Annotated in this window: 21 protein-coding genes, 1 tRNA gene and 1 pseudogene; 3 read left to right on the forward strand and 20 right to left on the reverse strand. The window is 49.0% G+C overall.

Annotation, left to right across the window (positions count from 1 at the left end; all coding sequences use genetic code 11):
* Window positions 1-56: 56 nt before the first annotated feature.
* Together SEML1_RS03505 and SEML1_RS03510 are read right to left on the reverse strand one after the other, a co-directional pair.
* A complete protein-coding gene (locus tag SEML1_RS03505) occupies window positions 57-536 on the reverse strand; it encodes an NUDIX hydrolase (RefSeq protein ID WP_376753842.1) in 480 nt (159 codons plus the stop codon).
* A 19-nt stretch (window positions 537-555) separates the two neighbouring features.
* Window positions 556-631: transfer RNA gene (locus SEML1_RS03510), tRNA-Pro, on the reverse strand.
* Between the two features lie 85 nt (window positions 632-716).
* On the opposite strand from SEML1_RS03510, the gene SEML1_RS03515 reads away from it, so the two are divergent.
* The gene (locus SEML1_RS03515) at window positions 717-1,325 is read left to right on the forward strand and encodes a hypothetical protein (RefSeq protein ID WP_376753843.1); all 609 of its coding nucleotides are present in this window, start codon (window positions 717-719) and stop codon (window positions 1,323-1,325) included.
* Between the two features lie 9 nt (window positions 1,326-1,334).
* On the opposite strand, the gene SEML1_RS03520 is transcribed toward SEML1_RS03515, so the two are convergent.
* Entirely contained in the window at window positions 1,335-1,991 is a 657-nt protein-coding gene (locus SEML1_RS03520; RefSeq protein WP_376753844.1) for a 2,3-bisphosphoglycerate-dependent phosphoglycerate mutase, read from the reverse strand.
* A gap of 93 nt (window positions 1,992-2,084) precedes the next feature.
* Here SEML1_RS03520 and eno point away from each other — a divergent pair, with 93 nt between their 5' ends.
* A complete protein-coding gene (eno, locus tag SEML1_RS03525) occupies window positions 2,085-3,365 on the forward strand; it encodes a phosphopyruvate hydratase (RefSeq protein ID WP_376753845.1) in 1,281 nt (426 codons plus the stop codon).
* Between the two features lie 122 nt (window positions 3,366-3,487).
* A complete protein-coding gene (locus SEML1_RS03530; RefSeq protein WP_376753846.1) occupies window positions 3,488-4,021 on the forward strand; it encodes a sortase in 534 nt (177 codons plus the stop codon).
* 4 nt (window positions 4,022-4,025) lie between these two features.
* Here the strand turns inward: SEML1_RS03530 and rny are convergent, their stop codons facing one another.
* The 17 genes and pseudogenes from rny to murJ all read right to left on the reverse strand — a co-directional run bounded on the left by rny (window position 4,026) and on the right by murJ (window position 20,074).
* Complete coding sequence (rny, locus tag SEML1_RS03535; protein WP_376753847.1) at window positions 4,026-5,516, reverse strand: ribonuclease Y; 1,491 nt, start codon at window positions 5,514-5,516, stop codon at window positions 4,026-4,028.
* Between the two features lie 257 nt (window positions 5,517-5,773).
* Window positions 5,774-6,064 (reverse strand): annotated as a pseudogene (locus SEML1_RS03540) (hypothetical protein); the annotation flags it as partial.
* Window positions 6,061-6,525 carry a tRNA (adenosine(37)-N6)-threonylcarbamoyltransferase complex ATPase subunit type 1 TsaE gene (tsaE, locus tag SEML1_RS03545; RefSeq protein ID WP_376753848.1) on the reverse strand — a complete coding sequence of 155 codons (465 nt, stop codon included), beginning with the start codon at window positions 6,523-6,525 and terminating at the stop codon, window positions 6,061-6,063. The gene tsaE and the pseudogene SEML1_RS03540, both read right to left, overlap by 4 nt.
* A gap of 150 nt (window positions 6,526-6,675) precedes the next feature.
* A complete protein-coding gene (locus tag SEML1_RS03550) occupies window positions 6,676-7,110 on the reverse strand; it encodes an HIT family protein (protein WP_376753849.1) in 435 nt (144 codons plus the stop codon).
* A gap of 23 nt (window positions 7,111-7,133) precedes the next feature.
* Window positions 7,134-7,565, reverse strand: a complete 432-nt coding sequence (locus tag SEML1_RS03555; protein WP_376753850.1) for an HIT family protein — start codon at window positions 7,563-7,565, stop codon at window positions 7,134-7,136.
* 139 nt (window positions 7,566-7,704) lie between these two features.
* The gene (locus tag SEML1_RS03560) at window positions 7,705-8,421 is read right to left on the reverse strand and encodes a M14 family metallopeptidase (RefSeq protein ID WP_376753851.1); all 717 of its coding nucleotides are present in this window, start codon (window positions 8,419-8,421) and stop codon (window positions 7,705-7,707) included.
* Between the two features lie 87 nt (window positions 8,422-8,508).
* Window positions 8,509-10,407, reverse strand: a complete 1,899-nt coding sequence (gene dnaK, locus SEML1_RS03565) for a molecular chaperone DnaK (protein WP_376753852.1) — start codon at window positions 10,405-10,407, stop codon at window positions 8,509-8,511.
* A 145-nt stretch (window positions 10,408-10,552) separates the two neighbouring features.
* Window positions 10,553-11,017: a nucleotide exchange factor GrpE gene (locus tag SEML1_RS03570; RefSeq protein WP_376753853.1), complete on the reverse strand. Its 465-nt coding sequence runs from the start codon at window positions 11,015-11,017 to the stop codon at window positions 10,553-10,555.
* A complete protein-coding gene (locus SEML1_RS03575) occupies window positions 11,018-11,728 on the reverse strand; it encodes a transcriptional regulator (protein WP_146424403.1) in 711 nt (236 codons plus the stop codon). It abuts the gene before it with no gap.
* A gap of 80 nt (window positions 11,729-11,808) precedes the next feature.
* Window positions 11,809-12,543 carry a guanylate kinase gene (locus SEML1_RS03580; RefSeq protein ID WP_376753854.1) on the reverse strand — a complete coding sequence of 245 codons (735 nt, stop codon included), beginning with the start codon at window positions 12,541-12,543 and terminating at the stop codon, window positions 11,809-11,811.
* Between the two features lie 84 nt (window positions 12,544-12,627).
* Window positions 12,628-13,371, reverse strand: a complete 744-nt coding sequence (locus SEML1_RS03585; protein WP_376753855.1) for an alpha/beta hydrolase — start codon at window positions 13,369-13,371, stop codon at window positions 12,628-12,630.
* Between the two features lie 36 nt (window positions 13,372-13,407).
* On the reverse strand, window positions 13,408-13,878 hold the full coding sequence (locus tag SEML1_RS03590) for a 5' nucleotidase, NT5C type (RefSeq protein ID WP_146424408.1): 471 nt from the start codon (window positions 13,876-13,878) through the stop codon (window positions 13,408-13,410).
* Window positions 13,879-13,941: 63 nt separating this feature from the next.
* Window positions 13,942-15,741: a GmrSD restriction endonuclease domain-containing protein gene (locus SEML1_RS03595; protein WP_146424409.1), complete on the reverse strand. Its 1,800-nt coding sequence runs from the start codon at window positions 15,739-15,741 to the stop codon at window positions 13,942-13,944.
* Between the two features lie 83 nt (window positions 15,742-15,824).
* Window positions 15,825-16,784: an elongation factor 4 family protein gene (locus tag SEML1_RS03600; RefSeq protein ID WP_376753856.1), complete on the reverse strand. Its 960-nt coding sequence runs from the start codon at window positions 16,782-16,784 to the stop codon at window positions 15,825-15,827.
* A 52-nt stretch (window positions 16,785-16,836) separates the two neighbouring features.
* Entirely contained in the window at window positions 16,837-17,523 is a 687-nt protein-coding gene (locus SEML1_RS03605; RefSeq protein WP_376753857.1) for a DUF6994 family protein, read from the reverse strand.
* A 2-nt stretch (window positions 17,524-17,525) separates the two neighbouring features.
* A complete protein-coding gene (locus SEML1_RS03610; RefSeq protein WP_376753858.1) occupies window positions 17,526-18,443 on the reverse strand; it encodes a GTP-binding protein in 918 nt (305 codons plus the stop codon).
* Window positions 18,440-20,074, reverse strand: a complete 1,635-nt coding sequence (gene murJ, locus SEML1_RS03615; RefSeq protein WP_376753859.1) for a murein biosynthesis integral membrane protein MurJ — start codon at window positions 20,072-20,074, stop codon at window positions 18,440-18,442. Before murJ ends, SEML1_RS03610 begins: the two co-directional genes overlap by 4 nt.
* Window positions 20,075-20,079: the final 5 nt, after the last annotated feature.

A 20,079-nucleotide genomic window follows, 5' to 3' on the forward strand; every position in this document is an offset into this window, starting at 1 on the left:
ATAAGCCCTTAGGCGCCACCTACTCTGAAGCTCTAATTACTATTCTGAGCAATTATTTATACTTCAACATACAAATCACTATTATTTTCTAAAAGCGTTCTTTGAAATTCCTCATAGCTGCGTTTGCCGCCAGACAATTCCGCGACCTTATCAAAAGCTACCCACATAACCTTTTCTATCTCTGCATTCGGAACAACTATGTTTCCACTCGCATACTTTAGCTGCGTCGCAAATCCAACATTAAACCTATCACGGTCGCCATCTTTCCCAGTCGTATAAATAATCGCGAGAGGCTTGACGTGCTCATCCGGAACAATAAGACCAGTTTCTTCAAGAGTTTCGCGTATTGCTGCTAATTTCGGAGATTCTCCCTTTTCAACGATACCACTCGGAAATGTCCAGTGGTCTTTATAGCCAGCTTTTACCATCAGGACTTCGTTGTTTTCATTTATAATCGCAAGACATGCGCTGCACATTTTACCAGGCAGCGTTTTCGACCACGCTTGATTTTCTGCTTTTGTAAATACTCGCGCCATAATTAACGATAAAAATAACTGGTCGGGGTGACTGGACTCAAACCAGCGACCTCACGGTCCCAAACCGCGCGCGCTATCAACTGCGCCACACCCCGTTATACTGCCAATTCATCTCGGCATCCTCGGTTATTATAGCGTAAACTGCGTGACATTTCCAGGCGCAACCGCTACAATATAAGCATGACTCGTTCAAAACGCACATCGCGCGCACTTGCTGTTGCCAACACGTTCGGTACGCTCGGGTATCTCTCGCTCGTTATCCAATGGGCATGGACGGGATTAATCCTCGCGTACCCGATCATCATGAAAGCAAATCACGGCGATTTGTGGTGGCTTTCGCCTAATTGCCGAACGCATGAATCAACACCTGCCCAACCGATCGATTTCGGATTTGCAACGCCGGCAGTCAGCTTCCTAGCAATCGTCATTGCGATAGTTATCGTTGTAGTGTCGGTCGTCGCTGTTATCCGCCTGCCGAAGAATGTCGGAAAAACGGGCGCAAAGCTCACGCAGACCGCCGCCGACGCGATCATTCCCGTCGTTGCACACGCTAAAGACGTGCCAAAAGCTAAACGCAAACGTTTATCATTTAAGATTATTGTTGCACTCAAATGTACGTGTACTGTACTGGCGCTCGCGCTATTGTTGTTTGCACGCCCGATCGGGCAAGTTACGTTCCCTGTTATCTGGGCAGCTGGCATGTTTTGCTTTGTCTGCACGATGGTATATTGGTTGATTCAATACATCGTGGCGCAGGTCGGACGCGTGCCGCAGCATAAACTATGGTAATTGATTTAGCTACGCTTTCGGCGGCGTGATATCAATTTGGCGAACCGTCTTCTCAACCGGTAAATCGTGTTTGTCATCAAACCGATACACAAGCAGCGCGCCAAACGGCATTTCTACCGTACCGATATCAGCGTCTGAGATTTGGTCGAGATATTTCATCAGTGCGCGAATCGTGTTGCCGTGCGATACCAACAAAATATTTTCGCCGCGTTGTAATCGCGGAATGATCTCGGTTTGCAAATACGGAACTGCGCGGTCATACACATCTTTTAGCGTTTCGCCGCCCGGCACAGGATAGTCCCAGCCGCGCCGAATGCCATTAAACGCTTCTTCGCCGATTTCATTTTTAACTTCCCACTTATTTTTACCTGTTAAGTCGCCGTAGTCGCGTTCGTTCAGCTCTTTTGCGGTAATACGCGGCAAATCAATCTGATCGCCTTTGCCTTCCAGAATACCGTCGCACGTCTGACGCGTGCGTTTCAGCTCGCTCGTATATGCTTCGTTGAACGTGATATCGCGCAGTTGCTCGCCCAGCATAACCGCCTCATGGTAGCCCTTCTCGGTAAGGTTGACATCCGTCCAGCCCGTCCATTTACCAAGCAAATTCCACTCGCTTTCAGCGTGGCGGCTAATAACTAATATTCCCGATTTTTGCGTTGTCATCATACTATTATTTTAGCATAATTCCTTAGTTTCATTGCCCTACCCCGGACTATTTACCTCCATTAGCGTAAGCGGTTTTCGTGGTATAATTAGCGTATGCAAGACTTTTCTATCTCATCTATCACAGCACGACAAATTTTAGATTCGCGCGGCAATCCGACCGTTGAAGCCGACGTCATTTTGCGCGATGGCACGCTGGGGCGCGCTGCCGTACCAAGCGGTGCAAGCACCGGCGCGGGCGAGGCGCTTGAACTACGCGACGGCGGCAGCGGCTGGGGCGGCAAATCCGTCTATCAAGCGGTTCATAATGTTAACGAGATTATCGCGCCTGCTCTCGCCGGCAAAGACGCAAGCGATCAAACAGCACTCGACAATGTTATGCTTGCACTCGACGGCACCGACAACAAATCCAAGCTCGGCGCAAATGCAATCCTTAGCGTCAGCCTCGCCGCTGCTAAAGCTGCCGCAACCGCAAAAAAGCAGCCACTCTGGCGCTACATCGCTAACATGACCGGCAAATCACCAAGTTTGCCGCTTCCAATGATGAACGTTATGAACGGTGGCGCACATGCCGCTTTTGCGACTGATATTCAAGAATTTATGATCATCTGCAAGGGTGCAAAAACATTTGAAGAAACGCTAAAAATGGGGACAGAGATTTTCCACGCGCTTGCAAAAATCTTAAAAAACCACGACTACCCGACAACTGTCGGTGATGAGGGCGGCTATGCGCCGCGTGTACGCAGCGGCAACCGCGAACCGCTCACGCTACTAAGCGAGGCAATAACGAGCGCTGGCTATACGCTCGGCAGCGACGTTGTATTCGCAATGGATGCTGCATCAAGCGAGTTTTATCAAGATGGTCGCTACGAATTGAAATGCGAGGGCAAATCATTGTCAAGCGAAGAGATGATTGACTGGCTTGAAGCACTTGTAAACGAATTTCCGATCGTTAGTATTGAGGACGGCTTAGCCGAGAATGACTGGTCTGGCTGGCAGCAATTGCGCGCGCGGATTGGCGACCGCATACAGCTCGTTGGCGATGATCTACTCGTCACGAACACTAGCTTGGTGCAAAAAGCGATCGACGAGCATGCCGCCAACGCCCTGCTCGTTAAGCCAAATCAAATCGGCTCGCTCACCGAAACGATCCAGGCGGTCAGCATGGCGCAAGACGCCGGCTGGAACACTGTTATGAGCCATCGCTCTGGCGAAACTGAAGACACAACAATTAGCCACTTAGCAGTGGGCTTAGGCTGCGGGCAAATTAAAACCGGCTCGCTGTCGCGCACCGACCGAATCGCAAAATATAATGAACTATTGCGCATCGCCGAAAGCGACACCAGCCTGCAGCTCGCGCGTCCGTTCGACATTTAGCATTCGCGCCCGCAATACCGTTTATGGTATACTCGTAAACGAAAGGACATTTCGAGTTGTTAACGATTAAACAAAAAACAAACCGGAAGCGGCCGTCGATTTTCATATGCTTGGCGGGCAGCATGTTTGCCGCGGGAGTTTATCTGCTCGCGCTTGTCGCTGCGCCAAGCGTTGCGCCGTTTATCGCAATGAAACCGATTGAGGTTGCCGCCTTGCCGAAGCCGCGCACCACCGACAACCGAATCATCATACCAAAAATCGGCGTCAATATTCCTTACGGATCGGGCGCGGCAGCATTAGACCGCGGCGCCGAATGGCGGTATCCAAATAATGGCAACCCCGCCTCGGGCGGCAACTTCGTTATTGCGGCACACCGGTTCAGTATTCAGCCAACGCCACAAAGTACAATCGAAAAATCACCATTTTACCATATAGATAGACTCTCAGTTGGCGATAAAATCATCGTTGATTACAACGGCGAGCGCTATGGCTACGAGATTAACAATATATTCGACGTGCAAGCAACACAAACCGAGATTGAAGCGCCGTCAACCAAAGCAAAACTAACGCTCTACAGCTGCGAACTTGGCGGCGCAGATACAGGGCGCATAGTCGTGGCGGCAAAACTGCTTGGCAAGGTAAAAATTGATCGGTAGAAAGCTATTTCGCAAACTCAATCGCACGCGTTTCGCGGATTACGTTTACTTTGATCGTGCCCGGATACTGCATTGTCGATTCGATTTTCGTTGCGATATCACGCGCTAGCTTGATCGCGCTCAGGTCGTCAACTTTCTCCGGCGTAACAATCACGCGGACTTCGCGCCCGGCACTAATTGCATACGCCTTGCCGACGCCTGAAAAGCTCGTTGCAACGTTTTCCAAATCGCGCATGCGCTCGGCAAAGTTTTCCGCTGAAATGTTACGCGCGCCCGGACGCGCCGCACTAATTGCATCGCAGATCCGCACGACAATCGCTTCAACCGTCGTCGCTTCAATGTCGTCATGGTGCGCTTCAATTGCATGGCAAATCGCCTCGCTCAAGCCTGCCTTGCGCGCTAAATCCGCACCGATATGATGATGCTTCCCCTCGACTTTATGCGTCACTGCCTTACCGACATCATGCAACAGCGTCGCGATCTTCGCCGTACGCACATCCGCACCGATCTCATCCGCGATCATACCCGCCATCTGCGCCATCTCGGTACTATGCTTCAGCACATTTTGCCCATAACTTGTACGGAATTTTAGCTCGCCAAGCAGTTTCAGCAAATCGCGCGGAATGCCAGTCACGCCAGCCTCGCGCGCCGCATCTTCGCCGGCGCGCATTGTTTCTTTGTCAATCTGCTTTTCAGCCTTAGCAAATACTTCTTCAATCCGACCAGGATGAATGCGCCCGTCTTTCATGAGCATTTCAAGCCCGAGCCGCGCCACCTGACGGCGAATCGGATCAAAACTCGACAATACCACCATACCCGGCGTGTCGTCGACCAAGAAGTCTACGCCTGTCGCACGCTGCATTGCTTGAATGTTGCGCCCCTCTTTGCCAATAATGCGACCTTTCATGTCATCATCTGGCAGCTTAACTGCTGTCACGGTGCGTTCTGCTGTCACTTCGCTCGCCATACGTTCCATAGTCTCAACGAGGATTGTTTGCGCGCGCTCTTCGGCATCGTCCGTCGCTTCTTGCTGTAGTTTCGCTACTAGATTTATCAAATCATGCTTAACGTCGCGCTCTGTCATTTTCATAAGTTTTTCGGCGGCATCTTTCTTTTTCAGTCCAGCGATTTTTTCAAGTTTTTCCTGCTGGCGCGTGCGAATGCCGCGAATTTCACTTTTCAGCTCTTCGACTTCATCTTCTTGCTTACGCAGCCTTTCGCTCCGTTTATCAAGCTCGTCTAATTTGCGGTCAAGCGAATTTTCACGCTCAACCAGCCGATTCTCGGTCTTTTTCAGCTCGCGGCGGCGCTCCTGCTCAATCTTGAGCGCTTCATCTTTTGCTTTCAATACGATGTCGCTTGCTTTGCGCTCGGCGCGCGCGACAAGTTTTTCGACGGTCTCTTTACCTTTAGTTTGTACTTTCTTATCGTACGCAACTTTACCGCCCACGCCAATAGCAGCACCAACGATTGCGGCAATAATTCCCTCTATCATAGCGTTCCTTTCTCTTACAATCGCTCTTTGTGCGACGCAGGAATGTAGTCGGCAAGAAAGTCACATTGTAAGAATCATTCAAAAAATTAACTAGTCAGTGTCAGGTAATAAACTAGACTCTTCTATTGTAGCATGTTTTTGGCAGGCGCAGCAGACTATTTGCGCGGCTTGGTGATGCGCGCCGCACGACCGTATTCCGGCAAGACAATCTCGTCGGTTTCACCGCAGGCAAGTCGCGCGAGACAATCGCTCGCCCACGCTTCACTCACCGCACCTACAATTGGCACTCCGCGATCGCTCGCAAGTGTATTCAGCACCGTCATACCGATACGCAGACCAGTAAAGCTGCCCGGACCGCGAAACACGCCAATCCCAGATACGCTGTTAAACGACGCACCCTGCTCATTCAGGCGATCACGCAAATACGCCAGCATATCACGCGCGAGGTTCCGCTCTGCCGCCCACGTGTAGTCATGGCGTTCACCCGTCTGTTCGTCTACCAAGCTCAGCTCAACCGTCATGCCAGCGCTATTCCATAATATGATCATTTCATTAGCTCCTGCACGATATGCTTACTGCATTTACCGCCCGCCTCAAGTTCCAGCCGGCGCGTGTCGTCGGCCTGCACACGGATAGCGATTCGCAGGGTGTCGTCCGGCAATACATCGCCGACCACTGCCGCCCACTCAATCACTGTCACCGTCTGTGCGTCCTGCACCGCCTCGGCAAGTTCCGCCTGCATAATTCCCGCGTTGTTCAAACGATAAAAATCATAGTGCGCCAGCCGACGCCCGTTCGGCGCATCGTATACGCGGCTCAGTGTAAATGTCGGACTCTGCACCTCTTCGGCTATTTCCATGCCGCGCGCCAACCCCTTTGTCAGCGTTGTTTTGCCCGCGCCAATATCACCGACCAATTCAATCGTCTCGCCGCCGCGCAATAATGAGCCTAATGTTACACCAAGTTCAATCAGCTCTTCTGCCGTCTGTACAATTATCTCGCTGGTCATATTTGGTATTATACCATTTTGATTAGCGGGATATACCTGCACGCAGATCACCTGGACGAGTAACCGGATATGACATAGCAGCACCTTGCGCCCGGTTAACAATCCCGCTGCTGCTCCACCGCTCATTCGTTTGCTGATTCATATTCCTCCTTATCTTGCCAGCCGAATGTGCGGTTTTCGTATGTAAATCATCCATTTTTTGCGTGTATTATCCGTTTTGATCAAATGCATGTGATGATGTATGGCTGATTTTGTCACATTACCAGGCGAACGCGCATACAATGAGTAGCCGTCCGCCTCGTATTTTGCCGCTAATGTTATATAATCAAGTTTCTCGTCCGACGTCAATTCATCAAGCGAAGCGACGTGTCTTTTCGGGATAATCATCATGTGCTCCGTCACACCGCAGCCATCCCATATATCGTAGCCAAATACGTTTGTGATGATGGGGCAGTGCTCGCTTTCGCCTACATATTGCGGACCGCCATTCATAGCAATATCGCAAAAACTACACACTGCGTTTTTCGTCTTACTCTTCTGCCTGTGCGAGCGATACCGCTGCTCGGCACGCGGATGGCGCGTCATCACGAATTCCGTAAGCCAGACGGCTATTTCGCAAGGAGAATATACGGTTTTTCTACACTAAACTGAACTTTCTTCGTCTTACCGTAATTTTTAATTAAATGTGTGTGCTGATGCGCAACCGATTTTTGTGTACTTTTCGGCGGGCGGGCATAAAACGAGTAGCCGCGCGCTTCGTACGCTGCGATAATATCAATAAATTCCTGGCGCTCTGCCACCGTAAATACATGGACGCCCTCAACGTGGCGCTTTGGCACGATCATTACGTGATCGGCGACATCGCAGCCATCCCACACGCTGTAGGGGAAGTTATTCCGGGCAACCCAAAAATGCGAAAACTCCTCTTTGACTTGCGGATGCGTCGAGGTAAACTCGCAAAAATCACAGCGAATCCCCGCCGCTTTTGCCTGCTTGCGCTGCAGTGCGTAGCGTTTTTCAGTTTTACGTGTCCGATACATTTATTGCTCCTGCCGGTATGCGTACTTGCCCATCTATAATATCTGCACTACTATAACACTATTCTGTTATATAAACCACCACCTCTCGTATGTTCTTCTCTACTAACGCGCAAAGGTGTATAGTTGAAGGGCTTTTTGACTATAAACTAATTTCTCTCGGCTCGTTCAACATAAACCCGATGTATGTTCCATTCTCTTTGTATGCTTTCTCCCCGATGAACGACGGCGTGTAGTGCAAATCTTTTCGGTAGACAAAGTTATCTTTACTGCTCAATATACCCTTATCGTCAGTTGCTATCTTGCCTTGCATTTGATAGACAATTTTATTATTACTCGCCACTTCACTGCGAACGAAACGCATTATGTCATCACAAATTGTGTCCAGTAGTGCTGTATTGATGTTTGCATTTGGAATTTCGTAGGCGACAAAGTGTAGTGCAACTTCTGTAACATCGTGCAGTGGATGTACGACGATGACATTATTTATATGGCTCGCTTTCATATACCGCCGTACTTCACTATCGTTGATCGTTGAGACTATCAAACAATTTGGCTGCATGGCAGTTGTCGTATGAAAATCAATTACTAAATCAGGTTTATTCACCGCGATATAATTCTTTATATAATCCGCCCGCCGAGATTCATACGTATCAAGTACTGTGTTATAACTTCGATTTATATCCGATTCAATATACCGTTTACGTGCTGCAAATGCCCGCGGATTACCGATGAGCATATCAACATACTCTAGCACTTCTTTCCTGTGCTGCAATAAGTAACTAAATAACTTCGGACCAAGCAATTCGTTGCCGTGGCTTGCGCCAATGAGCAGTATATTTGGGAATGTTTTTACCATACCCCTATCATAGCAAAGAATCCTTACTCTAACGAGTAAGGATTCTTTCGTGTGCTAACAACGGTTCAATAGTCTTATCGTAGAAAATTACTTTTTCTCGTCAACCACCTCACCCTCAACCGGTTCGTCCTTATCGGATTTTTTATCGTCCGATTTTGACTCGTCAGCTTTTTTGTCGTTAGCAGCTTGCTGATACATCTTTGCGCCGATCGGCATAATAGCATCATTCAGCGCTTTCAAAGCTGCCTCCAGCTCGTCTTTATCTTCCGATTCCTTATATTTTTCGGCTTCTTTTACGGCGTCTTCGATTGCTTTTTTGTCGTCGTCAGAGATTTTGTCTTTATACTCGTCCGGCATTTTTTTCGCCTGATAAATCGCGTTCTCAAGCTGATTCTTCGCGTCAATCGCTTCGCGCTTTTTCTTATCCTCGTCAGCGTGCAACTCGGCTTCTTTTTGCGCTTTTTCAATATCCTCCTTACTCATGTTGCCAGAGTTCTGAATAGTAATAGACTGCTCTTTGCCTGTACCTTTATCTTTCGCTGTTACATTCAAAATACCGTTCGCATCAATATTAAACGTTACCTCAATCTGTGGTACGCCGCGTGGCGCCGGTGCGATACCATCTAGAATAAAGCGCCCTAAGCTTTTATTATCGTTTGCAAATTCGCGTTCGCCCTGCAGAACATGGATTTCCACTTGCGGCTGGTTATCGCTTGCCGTCGAGAATACTTCCGACTTACTCGTTGGCACGGTGGTGTTGCGCTCAATCAGCTTCGTTGACACACCGCCCATCGTTTCGATACCAAGACTTAGCGGCGTCACGTCAAGCAACAGCACATCTTTCACGTCGCCCGCTAGCACTCCGCCTTGAATCGCTGCTCCAACCGCCACAACCTCGTCCGGATTAACACCTTGCATCGGGTCTTTACTAAATAGTTTTTTCACTCGCTCAACAACTGCTGGCATGCGCGTCATGCCACCAACCATCACGATATTATTAATGTCTGATTTTGATAGCTTCGCATCTTTGAGCGCTTTTTCAACCGGACCATCCAAGCGGTCAAGCAGATCTTTCACTAAATCTTCCAACTTCGCCCGCGTCAAACTAAGTTCAAAGTGCTTTGGGCCGTCGGCGTCGGCGGTAATAAACGGAATGTTGACTTCATACTCCGTAGTCGACGACAACTCTTTCTTAGCTTTTTCTGCCTCATCCTTCAGGCGTTGCATCGCTGCGTTATCTTTACGTAGATCAATTCCCTCTTTGGATTTGAAATCGTCAAGGAAATAATTCACAATCGCGTTATCAAAGTCTTCGCCGCCGAGGTGCGTGTCGCCATTTGTGCTTTTTACTTCAAATACGCCGTCGCCCAGTTCTAGGACACTAACGTCAAACGTGCCGCCACCAAGGTCAAACACAACGATCGTTTCATCATTCTTACCTTTTTCCAAACCGTATGCCAAAGCCGCAGCTGTCGGCTCGTTGATAATACGCTTGACTTCCAAGCCGGCAATCTTGCCGGCGTCCTTCGTCGCCTGGCGCTGCGAATCATCAAAGTACGCTGGCACAGTGATAACCGCTTCGGTCACCTTTTCGCCAAGGAATGCCTCGGCGTCAGCTTTAATCTTGCTCAAGATCATCGCCGAAACTTCTTCTGGCGTGTATTCCTTGCCGCCCATCTCGACCGCTACGCCGCTGCCTTTTTTGACAATCTTGTACGGCATGATATCTAGGTCTTTTTGGACTTCTTTGTCGCTAAATTTACGACCAATCAGGCGCTTCACACCATAAATCGTGTTTTTTGCGTTCGTCACGCGCTGGCGCTGCGCTACCTGTCCAACAAGGCGCTCGCCTTTTTTATTAATAGCTACGACCGACGGTGTCGTTCGATTACCTTCTGCATTTGTGATAACCTCTGGTTTACCCGCCACTAAATACGCAAACGCGCTGTTGGTCGTGCCAAGGTCAATGCCGATAATTTTACCCATTTTATTCCCCTTTCGTTAAATTATTAGTAGGTCAAATTGTCTTACTGCTATTTTAGCACTCTTTGCTAGTGAGTGCCAACATATTTAGTATAGAAAATTAGCACTCTCATGTCAAGAGTGCTAATTCATGTCTTTGGATACTTCATCATTTCCGTACGACACACACCATCGCATGGCGGATTGGTACACCATTTAACGTGTAGCCAGCTTGCATTTCCTCAGCGATAACTTCGCTGTCACCTTCAGATTCTTCGTCAAATTGCACTGCCTGGTGCAATTCCGGATTAAACACCGTACCTGGCGCAGCGGCAATTTTTTTCACACCGAGCGCCTCCAGTTGTTTCGCGAGCTGCTTATCAATGCCCGCGATACCTTTTGCCCACGGATTATTTGCTAAGTCCGCCGGTACATTCGCCACTGCCCGCTCAATTGTATCTATTACTGCGAGAAGCTTCAAAATCGCCTTCGTCTCACCCGCCTGGCGCGCCGCTTGTTTTTCGCTCTCCATGCGTTTGCGGTAATTTTCAAAATCCGCCCGTGTACGCTGCAAATCCTGCGTCAGTTCACCGATTAATTGCTCATACTCTTCTGCTTTTTTTTGCTTCGTCATTTATAAAACCTCCTCTAACATCGTTCCGGCGCGCCGGACCAATTCCATCGTACGGCGATAGTGCTGGCGCGTCGGACCAATAATACCAATATAGCTACGATCGCTGAATGGCGAGCGGAATCGGCTAATAATAAGCGTTGCACCGCTTGATTTGCCGATCGGATTTTCGCTGCCAATAAAGACATTGAGAGGCTCGTTTGGCTGCGCTTCACTCAACCATGGCTCAATATTATCAATCAATGTCGCAACGGCGCGCACATGGTCGCCTTCGCGAAACTCCGGGTGGCTAAACAAATTTGCGATACCGTTCATATATAGCTCACTGCCAATCGTCGCAAATCCAAAATTTCCCGTCAAGTCCACCAGGCTATCAACCGCTGAACGAATTGCTCGATCGGCCTTGTTGATATGCGAACTGACATGAGCCTCAATCGCTCGCGCACTGCGGTCAATGCCGCTCGGCAACTCCGTCATCGTTGCTTCGGTGATACCATTTACATAAAACCGATAGCCCTTGTCGGTCGGAATACGCCCCGCGCTCGTATGTGGCGCTTCAATAAATCCCATATCTTCAAGTTTCGCCATTTCGCTGCGAATCGTCGCACTGCTCACGCCAAAAAGCTTCGCTAGCGTAACGCTGCCTACGGGCGCCGCAATCTCGGCGTATTGTTCAATAATCGCTGCTAAAATCGCTTGTTGGCGGTCGGTCATGGCTATATTGTAACGCATATTTAGCACTCATGCAAGGCGAGTGCTAAATCGTCGGCACTACACAACCATCACAACAAGCCCTATCCGCGGCGCGGCTGCGCCAACCCTTGCAATTCCTCAAGCAGATCCCGCGCCACTAGCCGCGCTTCATCGTCTTTGCGATTATATGCATCCGGTTTTCGCGCGATATCACCTGCGATACGCACCGTTTCGTCCAAATTGTCGTTAATAATAAAGTGATAGTACGGCACTTCCAAAGCATGCGTTAGCTCTTTGATGGCGCTTGCAAAACGTTTCGGCCATTCGGCTTCAAATTCCTCAACGCTCGCATAACGCGTCTGCAATCGGCGGCGCCACTCGTCGTAGTTCGGCGGCAATAAAAAAATCGCAACAACTGTCTGCGACAGGTTCTTATACTCGTCCACACCCTGCACATCGATGTCGGTCACGGTGATTTTGCCCGCCTCGGCGATCGCTTGAATTTCCTTCGCGCCGGTGCCATAAACCGTGCCGTGCACAAATTTCGCCTCGATAAATTCGTGGTTTTCTAGCATCTTCACCGCCATCGCCTCATCAATAAAATGATAATCAACGCCCGGCGTTTCCATCACGCCAGCGTTTTGCCGCGGCTGCCGCGTAGTATAGGACACGATGTCAGCAAACTCCGCATCCTCGAGCAAACGGCGCTTAAGCGTGTCCTTACCGGCACCAGAAATACCGACCAGCAGCACGATTTTGGTACGCCTGACAACATCAATCGCCGCTTGGTTCGGTTGGTAATTTTTGATCAGATTTTTTAGGTTATTTTCAAGCATACTTAATTATAACACCCGGCAGACGCGATGAAAAATTTCGCCCTACATTAACCCCGCAGCCGCAACATCCTCGCGCGCCCGAGCTCACTCAATACCCATCAAAAAACTAAAAATCACGCTAATATACAACTCATACGCCAGCGACTGGTTGCCGCCATCAATTTTCGAAAAATTATGATTTGCGCCGGGGACTATCTTTTTGACAGCAAGCCTCGCCGAGCTGTACGCCGCCAGCAATTCGTCCTGCGACGCAAGCGGCACGACCGCGTCCTTTTCGCCCTGAAGCAGCAGCACATCGCCCGTAAAAGTCGCCGCCGCGCTGGTGACGTAACACTTGGATGGATAGGTCGAAAGAATCGGTTTCGTCGCCGAACTAGAGCCGGTGCCCGAACCGCACAAGACAATTTTCTCGACGTGTGAGAAAACCTCGCGCAGCGTGCTCGCCATAGTGCCGCCCATAGAATTCGCCACGATTTGATAACGCTTTTGCCGCGCGCCAAAAACTTCCGGCGCGCGCTCATTTAAAACGCGAAACATATCCAAAATATCGCGGCGCTCCTCGTCGAAAGTTTTCTCGCAAAAAGCCTTCTTTTCATCGCCCGATTTATAAATTTTCCAATCCCGCGACGAATTAAGATAAGCCACATTCGCTACGCCCAAACGGCGAATTTTCTCGCCCAAAATGTACGACTTCGAGCCCCTATCGCCCGCCGTGCCGTAAAGACCGTGAATGAACACGACCGTCAAATCCGTCTCAATTACACTCTTCGCAAACTTAATGATGCTGTGATTTTTACGATAATTTCCTGGGGTGTGAAGTTTAGTCATTTCTCCGTAATTCCTAAACAGTGACGGACTTATGTTTCATAAAAGCCTATCCAACACAGCCTCCCAATCAGGAAAATCCTGGCTGCCGAACAATATATGCTCGCCCTCGAAATCGCCCGCGCCGTTTGCTGTGCGGTCGTCAATCAGAATGTCGCCGCGGCTCAAGTGCTTAGCTGACGAAAAGATGACTTTTTTATAAAACAAGCTGTCTTTTTCGCCGCCAAAATACTTTTTCACCCACGCCAACTTATCACCCAGCGCCGTCGGATTTTCCCACGGCGACGACGATAAAATGTAAAGGTCGTATTTTTGCCGCAGTCTCTCAATAGCCTCAATCGCGCCCGGCATCGGATCCATCAGCGCGAAAATCCCGGGGATATCATCCGGTCGCCCGTCGTATTCGCGCAAAATTTCCAGCTCAACCCTATCAAACGCCGACACAAAATCCACCAGCGTCCCGTCCATGTCGATGTAGAGAATCGGCTTCTTTTCGTTATTTTTCAACATACCGCCACTAATTATAACAGACCTCCAAACAGCACATAAGCAGGTCGCCCGAAAGCACTAAAACTACAAACTCTCGTAATACTCTCTCAGCATTTGCGCCATCAAACGCTGCCGCTGCCGCAGAAAATCAGCATAATCATCTGCGTCTGCCTCGATCAACATTTGCGGAATTGCGTTATCGTTAAAGTTATCTACGAGCTCCTTTTCGCTCGCAATATCGCTGTGATGATTATTGTCTCCGCTCAAAATATTACTCAAATATTTATTCGGAGCAGCGTCGCTAACCGAAACATTGATGTCATTTTTCAAATGGACAAAGTTGGCGATTCGGTTATATTTTGTCTTGTCATAGCCGTTTTTCACCAAATAATTTTTCGGGAAAATATGATGAATTTCGCCTGTCGCTAAATCGCGCGCTAGGTTGCTTTTTGACAAAAAGCTTTGTTTGAGCAACTTATTCTGTGCCGCCACGAACATATGCCAAAACGGATTATTGACCGTTGGCTTATCAAATTCATCAACCAAAGTTGAATTCCAAAAAGCATCCGAAAGTTCCTGCTCTTCGAGCGTGGCGATAAATTTCGTAATATCGCCCGGCTGATTGATGCGCTTAATATCTTGCTCGAACCGCGTCTCAAAGCTGCCAGAATGGCGACCGGTCATCAACGAAATCGCCAGCAAACGCCGCACCGACGAATTAACCATAGCATGATTTTCGCCAACATCCAGCAGCCGCAAATACATTGCGTACGCATAATTTACAGCGTTACGCGCGATCAACATGCCAGGCTCATCATAGCCACTCCCCCGCAAAACATTTTGCACAAAATGCTTGAACTTATTTTCGTTCGTAAATTGGTACAGTCCTTTTTCTAATTTTTTGAACGATTCATCGGCAATCTCTTTTTCGTTTTGGCGGGTTTCAAAATTACGCCCAGAAAGCAGCGCTACGATATCGCCCAATTTACCGCGCGCAAATTGCGTCAAGCCGATGACGCGGATGATGTCGTTGTAAGTCGGATCATACAAATCGTCCGTCTCGTTCTTGAGCCACGAGATTTTCGCAAAATAATCCGTCGCGGCAAAATGCGTATCGTTCTCTGCAATAGTTTCAAACTGCTCCGGCGCGGCCGATAAGTGCGCAAAGTAATCGATGAATTTACGCAGCTTCATACCCATTTCATCGCCCGGCTCTTTTTCGTAAACAGCAATTCTACTCATCGCAAAATCCGCGTTGCTCAAATTTACGCCGCTAGCATTGATGCGTACAAAAATTTCATTAACGATATTGATGTCAAGCGCCGGACTTAATTGAATTTCGCCAATTTGTTTATTTTTAATTTGAATAAGGCGATTCAAGCGCGAGTTAATTTCCTGGCGCGTCGTGTTTGGATTTTTGGCAACATATTCATCGACAAACGTTAGCGTATCATAGCCATTCACCATAACTTCGGCGATATCGCCAATCCATTCTTTGCCGCGCTCCGTCGAACTTGTGCGCGTACGAAATTCCTCTGTAATCGGATTGAACGAAATAGCGATGCGGCGTTTTTTATAATTTTTATCAATCACATTCAAGCCGCTTATCGCCGCTCGCAACGCAGTGATTCGCTGCTGCCCATCGATCAAAATCCGCTTACCCTGCGAAGTAGAACCATCCTTCAGCCTCACATCTGGATTCTGCCAGGTTATTATATAGCCAACCGGATAGCCTTGGTAAAGCGAATCCATCAAATCGCGCACTTGGCTGCTAGTCCAAACAAACGGGCGCTGAATTTCCGGGATAGCAATCGCCCCGCTCTCCACCCAAGCCAAAATCGTGCTAATCGGTGTTTGATTTAGAGAAAATTTCGTTTCTTCCATGGGGTTTATTATACTACGCGCGGTAGTTTATGTCTCAGAAATTAAGATGTGTTTGATTTTTATGGTGTACATTTGGTGCGGCTTTAATCCCGCTTCAACATCACCGTAAACGCTTCACTCGGAATGTCAACCTTACCGAAGCGTTTCATGCGTTTTTTACCACGAGCTTGCTTGGCAAGGAGTTTCTTTTTACGGCTGACGTCGCCGCCGTAGAGGTAGCCGGTGACATCTTTGCGGTAAGCGCCGATGTTTTCGCGGGCGATAAACTTGCCGCCGATTGCTGCCTGCAATGCCACTTCAAAACTCTGGCGCGGCACCACGTCTTTGAGTTTCTTGACAATTTCCCGACCCAAGCCTGGCGCTTCTGAGCGGTGACACATCACACTTAGCGCATCAATCATCTCGCCTGCCACATAAAAATCCACGCGCACCAAATCTTCTGGCTGATAGCCCGCCAGCTCATAGTTAAACGAACCATACCCGCTGGTCACTGACTTCAATTGGTCATAAAAATCCGTCAGCAGATTTGCCAGCGGCGCCGTAAAGGAAATCAGCGCCCGCTCGTCGATGTAGCTGAGGTTTTTCTGCCGGCCGCGCTTGGCGACAATCAGCTGAATCACCGCACCGATGTAGTCTTGCGGCACCACGATTTCACCATCGATCCACGGCTCGCGCACTTCGCTAATTTTTGCCACGTCCGGTAGCTCGGATGCACTCTTAATATCGATTTCTTCGCCATTGGTCAAGGTTACCTGATAGTCAGTAGATGGATTAGTAACGACTAGATCGAGATCATACTCTCGCTCCAACCGCTCACGAACAATATCCATATGGAGTAGCCCAAGAAAACCGATCCGCACACCATAGCCCAGCACTGGCGAATTTTCTGGTTCAAACTGCAACGCTGAATCGCTGAGACTCAGCTTTTCAATAGCCTCTTTCAGATCATTATAATCCTCATTGCTCACCGGAAAAAAGCCCGCATAGACGAAGGGCTTGACTTCTTTGTAGCCGGGGAGGGGCTGGACTATTATTTGCGACATATTAGTAAAGTGTATTATAACATTTTTGTCCGAAGACTTCACAAAAACCACGCTAATTGACGTACCGCTCAATACGCTCAGCTCGCAGAGTTAGCACCTCAGTCAAGCCTTGCAAATATGCCGTATACTGCTCAACAGTCTGAGGCAACGGTGACGATTGGAAATCATCAAAATCTGTTAGTATGTTAACTTGGTATTTATCGTCAACAAAATCTTGCAACAAGAAAAAATCGACATAACCCTGAAAATCACCAAACCACTCAAAAAAGTCACCATAACGATCAAAAACATCAGCCAGCGGACTGTCTTCACCCCGATACCAACGGACAATACATTCTAACGTCAGGTCAAACCGATCGCCAATTTTACGGTGCCAACCTCTCGCACGATTGATGGTTTGTGTGCCACCGCGTAGCTCACTGGGAAAAATAATTTCTGAACCGATGCGCCAATCAACATTGTCTATTGCCGTCAAAACATCTTGTAATGTCTGCTCAACAATCAACTTATTACGCTTCCAAGCTTCAAAGGTAGCTACTATATTATCACTTGAAACAGGAATCTGGCGCCGACCATCACTAGCTATCAAATACGATCCCTGGTCTAGCATAGTCAGTTGACGACCATCAGGCAGTGGTTTAGTCCACAACTCAGCGTGATAGCGTTTTAATGTCGGACTGTGCTGATCTGGATCTTTATTGTTAGCGTCTTGACGACAATCAAACCAAACATCAATCATCGCTAGCCTATGTACTTCTTCAGTGTCACCGTATCACCCACCCGCGCTTCACGCGTAGTCTTCAGGTTGGTAACGATGTAGCCAATTTCACCGGTACCGAGCGACGGGTCGGGGATCATACCGGGGCTGAGATGACCAACTTCCAGCGCCAAGCCATTCGCGCCAGTTGCCATCATATGAATCGCTTCGCTTTTTTTGATCTGCCCGTCAACCACTCGGACATACAAAATCACCCCGCGGTAATCATCATAATAACTATCGAAAATCAACGCGCGCGTCTTATCATGCATGTTGCCTGTCGGCGCTGGAACCCGTTTAACGATCGCCGCAAGAACCTGGTCAACGTTATTTCCCGTCTTCGCCGAAATCTGAATTATCTCATCTTCGCGGCAGCCGAGCAGATTGATCACTTGCCGAGATACGCGCGGCACGTCGGCAGCCGGTAAATCAACTTTATTGAGCACGGGAATAATCGCCAAATCCTGTTCCATCGCCAAATATACATTTGCAAGCGTTTGCGCTTGAATCCCCTGGCTAGCGTCAACCACTAGTACCGCACCTTCGCATGCCTGCAAACTACGCGACACCTCATAGCTAAAATCAACGTGACCCGGGGTATCAATAAGATTAAGATCATACATACCGCCCATACAATCTAAATTTGTTTGAGCGGTCCTGTTCCGCTCCGAGCTGTGTGAAATATCAGATTGCTCCAGCTGATACTCATATTTCATCCGCACCGGCGCCAGCTTTATGGTAATCCCTTTCTCGCGCTCTAGTTCCATGCTATCCAGCAGTTGCGATTTCATCTCGCGCTTCGCTACCGTCCCCGTCATCTCCATCATGCGGTCGGCGAGCGTCGATTTGCCATGGTCAATGTGCGCAATAATACAAAAATTACGAATGCGGTCTAACTTCACCGGCGCAATCTCCCAAAGAAGAGTTTATATAGCCGCCCAAGCACCGGATCGGCTTCGCGCAGTTTAAGTAGCACACTCAACTCAACATACACGCAAAAACTCACAAGCACGATCATCGAAAACTTCGGGAAGGTCGACATAAAGCTCATGTCGCTGCTCTGCAGCTGCAGCAGTTGCGTCGTCGCATACGTAATCGCGCCCATGCCAGCGCTTGCCAAAACCATCTTTACCGCTGCCTGTATAAAATCACGCGTAAAAATTCCCGGCATACGACGGCACAAAATTACAAATAAAACGATCACCTCGACGACTGCGACAATTGATTGCGCCCATGCCAGCCCGAACACGCCCCAACCAAACGCAAACGTAAAGATTACTGCGAGAATAATATTCAATGTAATCGTCCCGACTGAAATATACAGCGGCGTTTTCGTATCCTGCTGCGCGTAGAACGAGCGCGCCATGATATGGTAAATCGTACGAAACAAAATAGAAATAACAAGCGCGCCTAGAATATTCGCGATCAATAAGTCGCCGCCGTTCTTCACAAACGCCACGACATAACCGCGCGCAAAATACGTAATCACCGCAATCGGCAGCGCCAGCCACAGAATCCAGCGCATCACTGAACGTAGTTCCTTTTTGAACAAGTCCGGGCGCCCCTCTGCTAGCCGCTCGGTCATGCGCGGAAATGCCGCATTGCTAATCGCCACGCCGACCAGATTCACCGGCATCAAGCTCAAACTTGACGCCTGCTGGTATGCGCGCGTCACCCCTTGCGCCATGCGCGATGCTAAGTTTATCTCAACGATACTATTAAAATAATCAATCCCCTGGTCAAGCGAACGCGGCGGCAGCAGCCGCAATACGCGCCGGAATCCCTTATTTTTCCACGATATTTTCCAGCGATAGTCAAAGTCTGTACCGATCAATCCAAGCGAGCTCACAACAAGCTGTAAAATTGCGCCAAGCACCACGCCAAGCGCCACACCCATGATGCCGCCCTCAAACACCTGCCAGCCAAAAATATTGATACCGCCCGTGAACCAGCGCGCGCCGACCACAATACCAATATTGTATATCGTCGGCGCAAGCGCCAAAAAGGTAAACCGCCCAATTGCCTGCTGCATGCTTGACAGCACTGTCGCAACTGCAAACAAAAACGGATTCACTGCAATCACGCGCATCATGCTTACCGCCAAGCTGCGCCCTTGTTCGTCAAATCCCGGACCAACAACGTAGCGCACGAGCGGATCGGCGAATATAATAATCAGCACGCTTGTCACAAGCGTAATGAGCGCCAAAAAATTCACTAAGCTTGAACTCAATTCCCATGCCGACTTTTTATTGCCAGTTGCTAAACGCTGATTAAACACCGGAATAAACGACACGCTGAGCGCACCCGACACTAAAATGAAAAACATGAAATCGGGAATCGTAAACGCCGCTACATACGCATCGGCGCCTACTTTATAAGTGTCGTAATACATGCCGTTGATCAAGCGCTCGCGATATATGCCGAGCAAGCTTGAAAGCAGCGTTGAGCCAGACAACAGTGCGGCCGCCCACTGTACCGACAATTTGCTGTTGGCGCGCGCGACGACCGACCTGACTCGACCTTTCCCCCTCATGGCCG

This window comes from Candidatus Saccharimonadaceae bacterium ML1, from assembly GCA_030253535.1.
In the GTDB taxonomy this organism is placed as follows: domain Bacteria; phylum Patescibacteriota; class Saccharimonadia; order Saccharimonadales; family Saccharimonadaceae; genus Saccharimonas; species Saccharimonas epibionticum.